The sequence below is a fragment of the Amycolatopsis sp. CA-161197 genome, from assembly GCF_050942255.1.
Taxonomy (GTDB): Bacteria; Actinomycetota; Actinomycetes; order Mycobacteriales; family Pseudonocardiaceae; genus Amycolatopsis.
Genome location: NZ_CP192059.1, coordinates 3180715 through 3194975, shown reverse-complemented (window position 1 = coordinate 3194975; position 14261 = coordinate 3180715). Strand labels below are relative to the sequence as shown.

Below are 14261 nucleotides of genomic sequence, written 5' to 3'. Positions count from 1 at the left end.
CGAGTCCATGATCACCGGACGCCCACGTGACCACTACCGACTTTCGGTGGTTTTTTTCTTTCCGCCTCGGGATCTTGACACTTCTTAATGGTCTAGTCCATTGTGACGGGCACATCGCCCTCTGTGCGCCCCACCGTTGGAGGACCCATGAAACCCTTGCGCCGTCTGGCCACTGTCGCGCTCGCCGCGGGCGCCGCACTGGCCACCACCCTCGGCCTCGCTCCGTCGGCGCTGGCCTCGCCGGACCCCGTGCTCGCTTCGCCGTACCTCTACCAATGGGGCGGGCAGACCGACCCCGCCGCGGCCATGTCGGCCACCGGCGTGAAGGCGTTCACGCTGGCCTTCATGCTGTCCGACGGCGGCTGCAACCCGAAGTGGGACGGCAACCGCGACCTGACCGGTTCGGACGCCGCCCTGATCCAGAAGATCCGCTCGGCCGGCGGCGACGTGATCCCGTCGTTCGGCGGCTGGTCGGGCACCAAGCTCGGCTCGCAGTGCGGGTCGCCGGAGGACCTGGCCGGCGCGTACCAGAAGGTGATCGACGCCTACCAGCTCAAGGCGATCGACCTCGACATCGAGAACACCGACGAGTTCGAGAACGCGACGGTTCAGGACCGGATCCTCAACGCCGTGAAGATCACCAAGCAGAAGAACCCGGGCGTGCGCGTCGTCATCACGATGGGCACGAGCCCGCAGGGCCCGACGGAGTGGGGCAGCCGCCTCATCACGCAGGCCAAGGCGATCGGCGCGAACGTCGACGTGTGGTCGGTCATGCCCTTCGACTTCTCCAGCGGCGGCGACATGGCTGCGATGACGAAGTCGGCGGTCGACGGCCTCGCCGGTCAGTTGAAGTCCGCCTTCGGCTGGAGCGACGACGAGGCCTACCGGCACAGCGGCCTGTCGTCGATGAACGGCAAGACCGACAACGCCGGGGAGAACGTGTCCGTCGCGAACTTCACCTCGATCCGCGACTACGCGTCGAGCCACCACCTCGGCCGCTTCACGTTCTGGGCCACCAACCGCGACTGCAGCGGCGGCGGCGAGTGCAGCGGCATCGACCAGGAGAAGTACGCGTTCACGAAGATCGTGGCCGGGTACCGGGGCTGAGCTGCGACGGGGACCCCGCTTGCGTGCGGGGTCCCCGTTTCTTCCGGCGGATAGTAGCCATGGACATAGTATCCATGTACCTTATCTTTCGTGCGCCTCAAGAACCCGACCATCGGTCACCTCGTGTGGCGGCTGTCCATGAAGTGGCGGGCGGCCGTCGACCGGACCGTGCGGCCGCTCGGCCTCACCCACGCCCAGTACTCACTGCTGGCCACGCTCACCGGCCTCGTGGTGCGTGGGGTCCGGCCGAGCCAGCGTGAGCTGGCCGACCACACGGGCCTCGAGCCGCTGCACGTGTCGAAGCTGGCGCGGGCACTCGAACAGGCCGGCCTCGTCACCCGCCCCGCGGACCCGGACGACCCGCGCGCCGTACGGCTCGACCTCACCGCGCGGGGCCACGAGGTGATCACCGAGGCGATCACCCTCGTGCGCGACCTGCACGAGGAGCTCACCGCGAACCTCGGCGGCACCCGAAGCGCGGGGACCCGCCAGTTCCGCGACACCCTGCAGACCCTGCTGGGTGACGACCCCACCGGAAGCGAGAAGACCATGACCACAGCCCGCGCCGTCGGCGGCCGCGACCTCAACCTGGCCGCCGCCGCGTCCCGTTCCCTGCTCACCACGTTGCTGGACCGCGAAGGTCTGGACTTCACGGACTACGTGGTCCTGCGGACGGTCGCCAATGGCGCCCAGCCCGCGGACACCCTGGTGGAGACCATCGCGGCGACGGCGGTCGCGCCCGCCGAGGTGGTGCGCTCGGTGCTCGACCGCCTGACGACGGCTGGCTGGCTGACGGCCGGGGACGTCATCGACGTCACCCCGGCCACACGCGACCTGGTCGAACGCTTGACTGCGGACTCGACGGCGGCTGGTGACCGGCTGTTCGCCGGCATCGCCCCCGCGGACCTGGAGGCAGCGAAACGCGTCCTCGACACCGTGACGGCACGAGCGGGCGAAATCCGCGCACAGCTCTGACGACGGGGGCCGTTAGTGCGGGGTGGTTCAACCTCATCGTCCCAGGTCGCAGGCCTGGACCATCGTCCGGCCACGGTGTGGTTCAGCTCGTGGCTCGACCACTAACCACGCAGGACCGAAGCCCGGGCCACCAACACCCGAGCCGAGAGATCACCCGAACGGGCGAGCGAAATCGTCACCCGTCCGTGACGTCACCTGGTCGTCTCAGGCGGCGACGGTGATCTCCAGGGCGGCGTGCCCGGCCTCGGTCAGTTCGGCGGGCACGCGGCCCGCGGCGTCCGGTACGGCGGGGCGGATGTAGCCGCCGTGGGCGAGGTTGTGGGCGGTCATCTGGTCGCAGCAGGCGAAACCGTCGATGAAGAGGTCGGGCTCGCTGCTCGTGGTCATCTCCGCGCGGTGGGCGGCGACCGCCCTGAGCATCGCCATCGCGCGGTGCGTCAGCTCGACTGCCGCGCCTTCTGAACCGGACACCGGTACCGACCTTCTTCCTGGTGGAGCCACTTACTCGGAGTCATCGTCCGTTGGGCCGAATGTGTTAACAGCCACATCTTATTAGGCCGAAGTTGTGACGTTCACGAGGCCTCGCCGGTTCCGGACAGTCGCGTCTCCAGGGTCTGGGCCCACTCCCGCACGATCTGGCGCCGGCGGCGGGTGTCGTCGGTGAGGAGGTTGGCGAGGCCGAGGCCGCGGGCCAGGTCCAGGGTGGCTTGGACCAGCTCGCGGACCCCGGGCTTCGCCTCGTCGACGCCCAGCAGCTCCACCGTCACGCGGTGCGCCTCGCGCCCGACGCGCGCCTCCAGCGGCGCCAAGGTCGACCTCAGCTGTTCGTCGCTGGAGGCCACGGCCCACAGTTGCAGCGCGGCGCGGAACAGCGGCCCGGTGTAGAGGTTCAGCACCATCTCCACCACACCGAAGATCCGCGACGCGCCCGTCGGCAGCCCGTCGGCCTTCGTGCGCAGCTCGGTGATCTGCGATTCCCCGAGCAGCTCCACGGCGGCCGCGACGAGGTCCTCGCGCGTCGGGAAGTGGTGCTGCGCGGCGCCGCGCGACACGCCGGCGCGTTCGGCGATCACGGCCACCGTGACGCCGTGCCAGCCCCGCTCGCCGATGCAGTCCATCGCGGCCTCGATCAGCCGCCGGCGAGTGGTGCGGCTGCGCTCCTGCTGCGGTTCCCGGAGCATCAGGCCGGATCGACCCAGAAGTCGAGCTGCAGGTCCGCTTCCGACGAGCCGATCCGGTACTTCGACAGATCGGTGACGCCCTCCGCCGCGAGCACCTCGTCGTCCAGGAAGAAGTTGCCGGTCGTCGTGCGGCTGGGCCGGGTGAGGATCGCGTACGCGGCGTCGGCCATGATCTCCGGCGTGCGGCTGCGGTCGGCCAGCTCCGCGCCCACGACGTTGCGGATCGCCGCGGTGTCGATCGTGGTGCGCGGCCACAGCGAGTTCGCCGCGATGCCGTCCTTCTTGAGCTCCGCGGCGAGCCCCACCGTCACCAGGCTCATCGAGTACTTCGCGATGCTGTACGCGAGATGCCCGGCCGTGAACCACTTCTCGTCGAGGCTGATCGGCGGCGACAGCGTGAGCACGTGCGGGTTGGCCGACTTGCGCAGGTGCGGGATGGCCAGTTTGGACAGCAGGAAAGTGCCGCGCGCGTTGATGTCCTGCATCAGGTCGTAGCGCTTCATGCTCACCTGCTCGGTGGGCGTGAGGTCGATCGCGCTGGCGTTGTTCACCACGATGTCGATACCGCCGAACTGCTCGACGGTCTTCGCCACGGCAGCGGCGACGCCCTCGTCGTCGCGCACGTCGCCGAGGATGGGCAGCGCCTTGCCGCCGGCCTTCTCGATGGCCTCGGCCGCGGTGTAGATCGTGCCGGGCAGCTTCGGGTGCGGTTCGGCGGTCTTGGCCAGCAGCGCCACGTTCGCGCCGTCGGCGGCCGCACGCAGCGCGATCGCCTCGCCGATGCCGCGGCTGCCGCCGGACATGATGATCGTGCGGCCCGCCAGGGATTTTTCGGACACAGTCACTCCTAGTAGGACTTCGGCAGCCCGAGGCTGTGCTGCCCGACGAAGTTGAGCACCATCTCGCGGCTCACCGGCGCGATCCGCCCCAGCCGCACCGCGGTCACGAGCGTGCCGAGGCCGTACTCGGTCGCGAGCCCGTTGCCGCCGTGGGTCTGCACCGCCTGGTCCACGGCCTTGATCGCGGCCTCCGCGGCGGCGTACTTGGCCATGTTGGCCGACTCGCCCGACGCGAAGTCGTCGCCGGAGTCGTAGAGCGAAGCCGCCTTCTGCGTCATCAGCTTCGCCAGCTCCAGCTCGATCTTGATCTGCGCCAGCGGGTGCGCCAGCCCCTGGTGCGAGCCGATCGGCGCGCCCCACACCCGGCGCTCGTTGGCGTACGCCACGGCCTTGTCGAGCGCGTAGCGCGCGGTGCCGAGCGAGAACGACGCGCCCATGATGCGTTCGGGGTTCAGCCCGGCGAACAACTGCGCGATCGCCGCGTCCTCCTCCCCCACCAGCGCTTCGGCCGGCAGGTGGACGTCGTCGAGGAACAGCCCGAACTGTTTCTCCGGCGAGACCAGGTCCATTTCGATCTGCTTGAACTCGAAGCCCGGCGTGTCGGTCGGGACGATGTAGAGCGCCGGCTTGAGGCGGCCCGTCTTCGCGTCCTCCGTACGGCCGACCACGAGCACCGCGTCGGCCTCGTCGACGCCGGAGATGAACACCTTCCGTCCACTCAGGACCCAGTCGCTGCCGTCGCGGCGCGCGGTGGTGGTGATCTTGTGCGAGTTGGACCCGGCGTCGGGCTCGGTGATGGCGAAGACCATCTTCTTGCTGCCGTCGGAAAGCCCCGGCAGCCATTGCTTCTTCTGCTCGTCCGTGCCGAAGCGCGAGATCACCGTGCCGCAGATCGCCGGCGAGACGACCATGAGCAGCAACGGCGAGCCGGCGGCCGCGAACTCCTCCAGCACCGCGGCGAGATCGGCGATGCCCGCTCCCCCGCCGCCGTACTCCTCGGGCAGGTTCACGCCGAGGTAGCCGAGCCGGCCGGCCTCGTCCCACAGCTCGTGGGTCTTCTCGCCCGAGCGGGCCTTCTTGGAGTAGTACTCGTGCCCGTACTTGCGCGCCAGTTCCGAGGCCGCCTTGCGCAGCGCCACGCGCTCCTCGGGCTCGACGAAGTTCATCGCGTTCATGCTTGCTCTCCCACCACAGCTTCTCCCACCACAGCCAGAATCGTGCCGACCTCGACCTGCAACCCGACCTCCACCGGCAGCTCGGTGACCACGCCGTCGGCGGGGGCCGCGATCCGGTGTTCCATCTTCATCGCCTCCAGCCACAGCAGCGGATCCCCCGCCGCCACGGCGTCGCCCACGCCCACCGCGAGCCGCACGACCGTGCCCGGCATCGGCGCGACGAGCGAGCCCGCCGCCAGCGCCGCCGAGGGGTCTGCGAACCGCGGCTCAGCCGTGAACGTCACCGCACCGAGTGCGGAGTCCACAAAGGACTGTCCGCCGTTACGCGCGACGGTGAACGTGCGCCGCAGCCCGGCCACGTCGAGCACCACCCGGCCCGGCTCCGCCGAGACCAGCCGCACGTCGTCGAACCCCTCGGCTTGCAGTCCGTCTCGCGCGAGCGAGTACCGGACCTCGTGGGTCGTGTCGCCGCGCGTGAACACCTTGCGCTGGCTCGCCGAACGCACGTTGCGCCACCCGCTGGGCAGGCGGCCCAGCGTGGTCGCGGCCGCGCGATTGCCGGCGGCGTCGGCCAGTGCGGCGGCGAGGGCGGAGAGCTTCTCCGCGTCGCCGCCGACCAGCGGTTTCGCCAGGGTGTCGAGGCCGTGGCGGTCGAAGAACGCCGTGTCGGTCTCGCCCGCCAGGAACGCGTTGTGGCGCAGGATGTTCACGAGCAGGTCGCGGTTGGTCACCACACCGTGGATCTTCGCGCCGGCCAGCGCGGTGGCGAGCCGGCGGGCGGCCTCGTCACGGGTCGGCGCCCACGTGATCACCTTCGCGAGCATGGGGTCGTAGTGCACGCCGACGACGGACCCGCTCTCCACGCCGGAGTCGAGCCGCAGCCCGGCGCCGTGCGTGAACTCGCGGTCGACGCCCGGCACGTCGAAAGTGTGCAGCGTGCCGCTCTGCGGCTGCCAGCCCGCGGCCGGGTCTTCGGCGTAGAGCCGGACCTCGATCGAATGCCCTTGCGGCGCGGGCGGTTCCGGCGGCAGCTTCGCGCCCTGGGCGACGGAGAGCTGCAGCGCCACGAGGTCGAGGCCGGTGACGTTCTCGGTCACCGGGTGCTCGACCTGCAGACGGGTGTTCATCTCGAGGAAGTAGAACCGCCCGTCCGGCCCGGCGAGGAACTCGACCGTGCCGGCGCCGACGTAGTCGATGGCGTGCGCGGCCTTGCGCGCCGCGTCGAACAGTTCCGCGCGCATGGCTTCGTCGACGAACGGCGACGGGGCTTCCTCCACCACCTTCTGGTGCCGGCGCTGGATCGAGCACTCGCGCTCCCCCACCGCCCACACCGTGCCGTGGCTGTCGGCGAGCACCTGCACCTCGATGTGGCGACCCGTCTCGAGGTACCGCTCGCAGAACACCGTCGGGTCGCCGAACGCGGACCCGGCCTCGGCCCGGGCGCTCTCGACGGCCTCGGCGAGCTCGCCGAGCTCCCGGACCACGCGCATGCCGCGGCCACCGCCACCAGCGGATGCCTTGACCAGCAACGGCAGATCGGCGTCCGTCACCGAAGCCGGGTCCAGTTCGGACAGCACCGGTACACCGGCGGCGGCCATGATCCGCTTCGACTCCACTTTGGAGCCCATCGTCTCGATCGCCGCGGGCGGCGGGCCGACCCACGTGAGGCCGGCGTCGAGCACGGCCCGCGCGAACGCGGCGTTCTCCGACAGGAACCCGTAACCCGGGTGCACGGCGTCGGCGCCCGCGTCGGCCGCGGCCTTCACGATCAGCTCCGCACGCAGGTAGGTGTCGCCGGGTGCGTCGCCCGGCAGGCGGACCGCGACGTCGGCCTCGCGCGTGTGCGGGGCGGCCGCGTCGGCGTCGGAGAACACGGCCGTCGTGCCGATGCCCGCGTCGCGGCAGCTGCGGAACACCCGGCGGGCGATCTCGCCCCGGTTGGCGACCAGCAGGTTGTGGATCACGACTGCACCCCTACATCCGGAAGACGCCGAAGCCACCCTCGGCGCCCTTCACTGGTCCGTTGTGGATCGCCGACAGGCTCAGGCCGAGCACCGTGCGGGTGTCGCGCGGGTCGATGATGCCGTCGTCGTAGAGCATGCCCGAGAGGAACATCGGCATCGACTCGGCCTCGATCTGGTTCTCGACCATGGCCCGCATCGCCGCGTCGTTCTCCTCGCTGTAGTCCTGCCCGCGGCTCGCGGCCGCGGCACGAGCCACAATGGACAGCACGCCGGCCAGCTGCGCCGGGCCCATCACCGCCGACTTCGCGCTCGGCCAGGCGAACAGGAACCGCGGGTCGTAGGCGCGTCCGCACATGCCGTAGTGCCCGGCGCCGTAGGACGATCCCATGAGGACGGACAGGTGCGGCACCTTCGAGTTCGACACCGCGTTGATCATCATCGCGCCGTGCTTGATGATGCCGCCCTGCTCGTACTCCTTGCCGACCATGTAGCCGGTGGTGTTGTGCAGGAAGACCAGCGGCGTGTCGATCTGGTTGGCCAGCTGGATGAACTGCGCGGCCTTCTGCGACTCTTCGCTGAAGAGCACGCCCTGCGCGTTGGCGAGGATGCCGACGGGATAGCCGTGGATGTTCGCCCACCCGGTGACCAGGCTCGACCCGTAGAGCGGCTTGAACTCGTCGAAGTCGGAGCCGTCGACCACCCGCGCGATCACCTCGCGCGGGTCGAACGGCACCTTGAGGTCGCTCGGGACGATGCCGAGCAGGTCCTCGGAGTCGAACAGCGGGTCCGCGTAGTCCGGCTGCGGGGCGGGCCCCTGCTTGCGCCAGTTGAGCCGCTTGATGATGCTGCGGCCCAGCCGGATCGCGTCCTGCTCGTCGGCCGCGAGGTAGTCGGCCAGGCCCGAGGTGCGGGCGTGCATCTCGGCACCGCCCAGCGACTCGTCGTCGGACTCCTCGCCGGTCGCCATCTTCACCAGCGGCGGCCCGCCGAGGAACACCTTCGCGCGTTCCTTGACCATCACCACGTAGTCGGACATGCCCGGCAGGTACGCGCCGCCGGCGGTCGAGTTGCCGAAGACCAGCGCGACGGTGGGTACCTTCGCGGCCGAAGACCGCGTGATGTCACGGAAGATCCGCCCGCCCGGGATGAAGATCTCCTTCTGCGTTGGCAGATCCGCCCCGCCGGACTCGACGAGGTTGATCACCGGCAGGCGGTTCTGCGCCGCGATGTCGGCCGCGCGGAAGCTCTTCTTCGTCGTCCACGGATTGCTCGCGCCGCCCTTGACCGTCGGGTCGCTCGCGGAGATCAGGCACTCCACGCCCTCGACGACGCCGATGCCGGTGATCACGCTCGCGCCCACGCGGTAGTCCGACCCCCACGCGGCCAGCGGCGAGAGCTCCAGGAACGGCGAGTCCTCGTCGATGAGCAGCTCGATCCGTTCGCGGGCCAGGAGCTTGCCACGCTTGCGGTGGCGCTCCACGTACTTCTCGCCGCCGCCGGCCACGGCCTTGGCGTGCTCGGCGTCGATCTCGGCGAGCTTCTCGAGCATGGACTCACGGTTGGCGGCGAACTCGCCGGCCCGGGTGTCCACAACGGACCTCAGTGCGGTCATGCGGTGTATCCCAATCGCTTCGCGGCCAGGCCGGTGAGGATCTCGGTGGAGCCGCCGCCGATGCCGAGGATGCGGACGTCGCGGTAGTGGCGTTCCACTTCCGACTCGCGCATGTAGCCCAGCCCGCCGTGCAGCTGCACGGCTTCGTTGACCACCCATTCGGCGGCTTCGACAGCGGTGTTCTTGGCGAAACAGGCTTCGGCGATCACTTCTTCGCCGGAGACGTGGCGCACGGCGGTCTGGCGCGCATAGGTGCGGGCGACGTCGGTCTTGCGCGCCATCTCGGTGAGCTTGTGCTGCACGACTTGCCGCGAGATGAGCGGACGGCCGAACGTCTCGCGCAGCCGGCACCAGTCGAGCGTGAGGTCGAGCGCGCGCTGCGCGTGGGCGTAGGCCTGCGCGGCGAGCGAGAGCCGCTCGGTCACGAACTGAGTGGCCACCTGCGCGAACCCGCTGTTCTCGGCGCCCACGAGGTTCTCCACCGGCACCCGGACGTCCACGTAGGACAGTTCGGCGGTGTCGGAGGCGGCCCAGCCCATCTTCTCCAGCTTGCGCGACACCGTGAACCCGGGTGTACCGCGTTCGACCACCAGCAGGGAGATGCCGTGCGCACCCTCGCCGCCCGTGCGGACGACGGTGGTCACGAAGTCTGCGCGGCAGCCGGAGGTGATGAACGTCTTGGCGCCGTTGACCACGTACTCGTCACCCTCGCGCACGGCGGTGGTGCGGATGCCGGCGACGTCGGACCCGCCGTCCGGTTCGGTGACGGCCAGCGAACCGATCTTCGTGCCCGCGAGCGTCGGGCGCACCCAGCGTTCGACCTGCACCGGATCGCCGGCCTCGGCGATGTGCGGCACGGCGATGCCGCAGGTGAACAGCGACGCGAACAGGCCACCGGAGCCGCCGGCGTAGTGCATCTCCTCGGCGACCACGAGCGCGTCGAGGTAGTTGCCGTCGCCGCCGCCCACCGACTCGGGGAACGCGACGCCGAGCAACCCGAGGTCCCCGGCCTTGCGGTGCAGCTCGCGCGGCAGCTCGCCCGCGCGTTCCCAGTCGTCGAGGTGCGGCAGCACTTCCTTCTCGACGAACCGCCGCACGGTCGCCCGCAGCTGTTTGCGCTCCGGCGTCGCGAACGGGTCCACGATCACAGCAGCGCCTCCGGCACGTCGATCTCACGCGCCCGCAGCCATTCGCCGAACGCCTTGGCCTGCGGGTCGAACCGCGCCTGCGAGGCCACACCCTCCCCGAGGATGTCCTCGACCACGAAGTTCATCGCCCACAGGTTCGGCAGCAGGTGCCGTTTCACCGGCAGCTGGGCGGTTTCCGGCAGCAGCAGCCGGAACTCGGTGACGGTGAGCCGGTGCACGAGCCAGCGCCACGCCTCTTCCGAGCGCACCCAGACGCCGAGGTTGGCGCTGCCGCCCTTGTCGCCGCTGCGCGCGCCGATCACGCGCCCGAGCGGGACGCGGCGCACCGGCCCGTCCGGCAACGGCTCGGGCAGCGCGGGTTCGTCCACTTCGGTCAGTGCGAGGGTCTTGGTGGCCGGCGCGATGTCGATACGTCGACCGTCGGCCGGCACCGCCACGTGGGGCACCTCGGCAGCGTCCACGAAGGCCGCCGAGTACACGCCGTACGGCGAGGCGTCCGAAGGCGGAGCGGTCACGTGGAAGCCGGGGTAGCTCCCGAGCGCCAGCTCCACCGCCGCGCCGCTGAACGCGCGGCCGGCGATCTTCGGATCGGCGTCCTTCACCGCGACGTGCAGCAGTGCGCTGGCCTGTTCCTCGGTGTCGGCGTCGCGGTGGTCGGTGCGCGCGAGCGTCCAGCGGACCTCGGCGGGCGGCTTCCGTTCGAGCGCCGTCTCCAGCTGCTCACGCACGAGCGCGGCCTTCTCCTCGATGTCGAGGCCGGTGAGCACGAACGTGGTCTCGTTGCGGAACCCGCCGAGCCGGTTCAGCGCGACCTTGAGCGTGGGCGGCGGGGCCTCGCCGGTCACGCCGCTGATGCGCACGCGGTCGGGGCCGTCCTCGGCCAGCGTCAGCGTGTCGAAGCGCGTGGTGACGTCGGGGTTGGCGTAGCGGGCGCCGGTGATCTCGTATAGCAGCTGTGCGGTGACCGTTCCGGTGTTCACGACGCCGCCCGTGCCGGGGTGCTTCGTGATGACGCTGGACCCGTCTGCGTGGATCTCGGCGATCGGGAACCCGGGCACGCCGATGGGCTGCTCGCGGAAGAACGCGTAGTTGCCGCCGGTCGCCTGGGTGCCGCACTCGATCACGTGACCCGCGGCGACGGCGCCGGCCAGCGCGTCGTAGTCCTCACGCGTCCAGCCGAAGTGCGCGGCGGCGGGCCCGACGATCACCGACGCGTCGGTGACGCGTCCGGTCACGACCACGTCGGCACCGGCGTTCAGGCACTCGACGATGCCCCACGCACCGAGATAAGCGTTGGCGGTCAACGGGCTGCGTTCCTGCGGGGTACCCGCACCCAGGCGAAACCCGAGCTCGTCGGCGCGCCCGATCAGGTCGTCGCCCTCGACGTGCGCGATCCGCACGTCGACGCCGAGCTTCGCGGCCAGCTCCCGCAACGCCGTCGCCAGGCCCGCGGGGTTGAGGCCACCGGCGTTGGCGACGATCTTCACGCCCTTTTCCTTGGCCAGCCCCAGGTTCTCCTCCATCTGGCGCAGGAAGGTCTTGGCGTAGCCGCGTTCGGGGTCCTTCATGCGGTCGCGCCCGAGGATGAGCATCGTCAGCTCGGCGAGGTAGTCGCCGGTGAGCACGTCGAGCGGCCCGCCGGTGAGCATCTCGCGCACGGCGGAGAACCGGTCGCCGTAGAACCCGGACGCGTTCCCGATCCGGATCGGTTCACGGCTCATGCGAACTGCCCCGGCTTCCGGCCCGCACCGGGCGGGCCGGCGAAGGCCTGCGCGACGGTGAGCCACTCCTCGACGTCGGCGCCGGTCGCGACCAGGTCCGTGTCCGCGGGGTGGCGCCGCTGCGTGATGACCAGGCAGAAGTCCACGGCGCTGCCGGTGAGGCGCTGCTCGGCGTCCTCGGGCCCGAACGCCCACGTCGTGCCGTCCGGCGACGCCAGCTCCACGCGGAACTCCTCGGGCGGCGGGGCGAGCGAGTTGAGCTTGTACGCGAAGTCCCGCGTGCGCGTGCCGAAGCGCGCGATGTGCCACAGGCGGCCGGTCGGCCGGCGGGTGAGCCCCAGCGCGTCGAACACGTCCTGGCCGTGGGCCCACGTCTCCATCATCCGCGCGGTGGCCATGGACGCGGCGCTCATCGGCGGGCCGTACCACGGCAGCTTCTGCCCGGCCGGCACGGCGGCCAGCGCCTCGGACAGCGCCGTCCGCCCGGCGCGCCACTGCGCGAGCAGCTCGTCCGGCGGCGTCGCGGCGCCTTCCTCGGCGGCGAGGTCGACGTAGTTCTCCCCCACGCTCAGCAGGTGCTCGACCTCGGCCGGCCACTCCTCGGGCCGGGCCGCGGCGATCAGCGCCTTCGAGTCCGTCCAGGCCAGGTGGGCGATCTGGTGCGCGACCGTCCACCCTTCCGCCGGCGTCGGCCTGGCCCACCCTTCGGCCGGCAGCCCGGCCACCACGTCGTCGATCGCCTGCGATTCGGCCGCGAGATCCCCGAGGATCACGCCGAGATCAGCCATCCTGCGCCTCCGTGCGTCTGCGTGAGTGCGGACGTCTTCGTCCGCGGGCAGCGTCCCTGGGCCTACCCTCGCACCCCGGCCGCGGAAAAATCAAGCGCGCCTGATTGTTTTTTCCTCGATCGAGGTCGGAGCCACTATTGACACATTGCCAGTAGAACCCCGTTGTCCTACCGTTCCAGCCATGAGCCCCTACGCGGACATCACCTACGAGGTCGCCGAGCGGATCGCGACGGTCAAGCTGAACCGGCCCCAGGCGCGCAACGGCTACACCGTGCGGATGGCCGACGAGCTGGGCGACGCCATGGACCGCGCCGACCGCGACGAGGACGTGCGCGTGGTCGTGCTCACCGGCAGCGGCAAGGACTTCTCGGTCGGCGCCGACCTCTCGTCCGGCGGGTTCGACTTCGAGCACGGCGAAGGCCCGCCCGACGGCTGGCAGGAGCCGGCCGGGCGGTGCTCCAAGCGGATCTTCACCATGAACAAGCCCGTGATCGCCGCCTTGCGCGGCGCCGCGGTGGGCGGGGGCATCACGATCACGCTGTCGTGCGACTACCGGCTGGCGGCCGACGACACCAAGTTCGGGTTCGTGTTCACGCGCCGCGGGATCTACCCCGAGGGCGCATCGGCGTGGTTCCTGCCGCGCCTGGTCGGCATGGGCACGGCCGTGGACTGGATGGTGAGCGGACGCGTCTTCGGCGCCGAGGAGGCGTTGCGGAAGGGGCTCGTCCACAGCGTCCACCCGCCGGAAGCCGTGCTGGACAAGGCTTACGAGCTCGCGCGCGACCTCGTGGCCAACACCGCGCCCGTGTCGGTCGCCGTGACGCGGCAGCTGCTGTACCGGATGGCGTCGGCGCCGTCGCCGTTCGAGGTGCACGAGGTGGACTCAAAGCTGATCGGCGGGATCGCCACCAACCCGGACTCGATCGAGGGCGTGCTGTCGTTCCTCCAGAAACGCCCGGCGGAGTTCAAGCTCCGCGTCGACCGCGACCTGCCGCCCTACCTGCCCTGGATCGCGGAATGACCGCCTACCCGCCCGAACCCTGGCACCTCGCGGGCCAGGCGCAGCTGTCCGTGTGGCTGCTCCCGGCCGGCAACCTGCCGGAACTGCCCGAAGGCGTCGAACCCGTCACCACCGGCGGCCACGCCGCGGTGTTCACCGCGTGGATCGACTACCGCGCGCCCGGGCAGCTGAGCTACCACGAGCTGCTCGCCGCCGTCGCCGTGCGCGGCGGGCTCACCGCGTCGATCACCGACATCTGGGTTGACAGCGAGGTCTCGCTCGCGGGCGGGCGCGAGCTGTGGGGCATCCCGAAGGACCTCGCGACGCTCGAGTTCACCGGCGACCGTGAGTTCACCGCGGCCACCGGCGACGGCTGGATCGCCACCGCCGCGTTCTCCCGCCGCGCCGGGCTGCCGGCCGCCCTGCCCGCCCGGTTCGAGGTCGCGCAGACGCTCGGCGGGCGGCTCGAGCGCAGCCCCGTCACGTCGCGCGCGAAGCCGCACGCGGCCGCCGCCGACTGGTCCGTGAACCCCGCCGGACCGCTGGGCTTCCTGGCCGGACGTCGCCCGATCGTGAGCGCGAGCCTGCGCGACTTCACCCTCGTCTTCGGGGGCTGAACCGCCCCCGACCAGCCGCTCTGAGTGATCGACTAACCCGCGAGGGTGAGCCCGCGACACGCCACCCCTTGGGGCACGTGCGAGCCCGAACCCCTAGATGTAGTCTCTGTGGACCGGCAGCCCCCAGCGACGGG

Annotated in this window: 13 protein-coding genes; 4 read left to right on the top strand and 9 right to left on the bottom strand. The window is 70.8% G+C overall.

Annotation, left to right across the window (positions count from 1 at the left end; genetic code table 11):
• Positions 1-147: 147 nt before the first annotated feature.
• Together ACQPXB_RS15300 and ACQPXB_RS15295 are read left to right on the top strand one after the other, a co-directional pair.
• On the top strand, positions 148-1107 hold the full coding sequence (locus tag ACQPXB_RS15300; protein ID WP_432852437.1) for a chitinase: 960 nt from the start codon (positions 148-150) through the stop codon (positions 1105-1107).
• 90 nt (positions 1108-1197) lie between these two features.
• On the top strand, positions 1198-2082 hold the full coding sequence (locus ACQPXB_RS15295) for a MarR family transcriptional regulator (protein WP_432852434.1): 885 nt from the start codon (positions 1198-1200) through the stop codon (positions 2080-2082).
• Positions 2083-2286: 204 nt separating this feature from the next.
• On the opposite strand, the gene ACQPXB_RS15290 is transcribed toward ACQPXB_RS15295, so the two are convergent.
• The 9 genes from ACQPXB_RS15290 to ACQPXB_RS15250 all read right to left on the bottom strand — a co-directional run bounded on the left by ACQPXB_RS15290 (position 2287) and on the right by ACQPXB_RS15250 (position 12510).
• Positions 2287-2508, bottom strand: a complete 222-nt coding sequence (locus tag ACQPXB_RS15290; protein ID WP_386952173.1) for a hypothetical protein — start codon at positions 2506-2508, stop codon at positions 2287-2289.
• A gap of 146 nt (positions 2509-2654) precedes the next feature.
• On the bottom strand, positions 2655-3263 hold the full coding sequence (locus ACQPXB_RS15285) for a TetR/AcrR family transcriptional regulator (RefSeq protein WP_366586273.1): 609 nt from the start codon (positions 3261-3263) through the stop codon (positions 2655-2657).
• Positions 3263-4102 carry an SDR family oxidoreductase gene (locus ACQPXB_RS15280; RefSeq protein WP_386951573.1) on the bottom strand — a complete coding sequence of 280 codons (840 nt, stop codon included), beginning with the start codon at positions 4100-4102 and terminating at the stop codon, positions 3263-3265. Before ACQPXB_RS15280 ends, ACQPXB_RS15285 begins: the two co-directional genes overlap by 1 nt.
• Positions 4103-4110: 8 nt before the next feature.
• A complete protein-coding gene (locus ACQPXB_RS15275; protein ID WP_432852429.1) occupies positions 4111-5277 on the bottom strand; it encodes an acyl-CoA dehydrogenase family protein in 1167 nt (388 codons plus the stop codon).
• The gene (locus ACQPXB_RS15270) at positions 5274-7241 is read right to left on the bottom strand and encodes an acetyl/propionyl/methylcrotonyl-CoA carboxylase subunit alpha (RefSeq protein ID WP_432852426.1); all 1968 of its coding nucleotides are present in this window, start codon (positions 7239-7241) and stop codon (positions 5274-5276) included. Before ACQPXB_RS15270 ends, ACQPXB_RS15275 begins: the two co-directional genes overlap by 4 nt.
• 10 nt (positions 7242-7251) lie before the next feature.
• A complete protein-coding gene (locus tag ACQPXB_RS15265) occupies positions 7252-8853 on the bottom strand; it encodes an acyl-CoA carboxylase subunit beta (protein ID WP_432852423.1) in 1602 nt (533 codons plus the stop codon).
• Positions 8850-9998 carry an acyl-CoA dehydrogenase family protein gene (locus tag ACQPXB_RS15260; RefSeq protein WP_432856650.1) on the bottom strand — a complete coding sequence of 383 codons (1149 nt, stop codon included), beginning with the start codon at positions 9996-9998 and terminating at the stop codon, positions 8850-8852. Before ACQPXB_RS15260 ends, ACQPXB_RS15265 begins: the two co-directional genes overlap by 4 nt.
• Positions 9998-11722 (bottom strand): acyclic terpene utilization AtuA family protein, encoded by a 1725-nt coding sequence (locus ACQPXB_RS15255; protein WP_432852420.1) that lies wholly within the window; start codon positions 11720-11722, stop codon positions 9998-10000. The genes ACQPXB_RS15260 and ACQPXB_RS15255 overlap by 1 nt, the downstream gene beginning before the upstream one ends.
• Positions 11719-12510 carry a TIGR03084 family metal-binding protein gene (locus tag ACQPXB_RS15250; protein WP_366586284.1) on the bottom strand — a complete coding sequence of 264 codons (792 nt, stop codon included), beginning with the start codon at positions 12508-12510 and terminating at the stop codon, positions 11719-11721. The genes ACQPXB_RS15255 and ACQPXB_RS15250 overlap by 4 nt, the downstream gene beginning before the upstream one ends.
• Before the next feature lie 181 nt (positions 12511-12691).
• Here ACQPXB_RS15250 and ACQPXB_RS15245 point away from each other — a divergent pair, with 181 nt between their 5' ends.
• Positions 12692-13531, top strand: a complete 840-nt coding sequence (locus ACQPXB_RS15245) for an enoyl-CoA hydratase-related protein (RefSeq protein ID WP_432852417.1) — start codon at positions 12692-12694, stop codon at positions 13529-13531.
• Positions 13528-14127: an acetoacetate decarboxylase family protein gene (locus ACQPXB_RS15240; RefSeq protein ID WP_432852414.1), complete on the top strand. Its 600-nt coding sequence runs from the start codon at positions 13528-13530 to the stop codon at positions 14125-14127. The genes ACQPXB_RS15245 and ACQPXB_RS15240 overlap by 4 nt, the downstream gene beginning before the upstream one ends.
• The last annotated feature ends 134 nt before the right edge of the window (positions 14128-14261 follow it).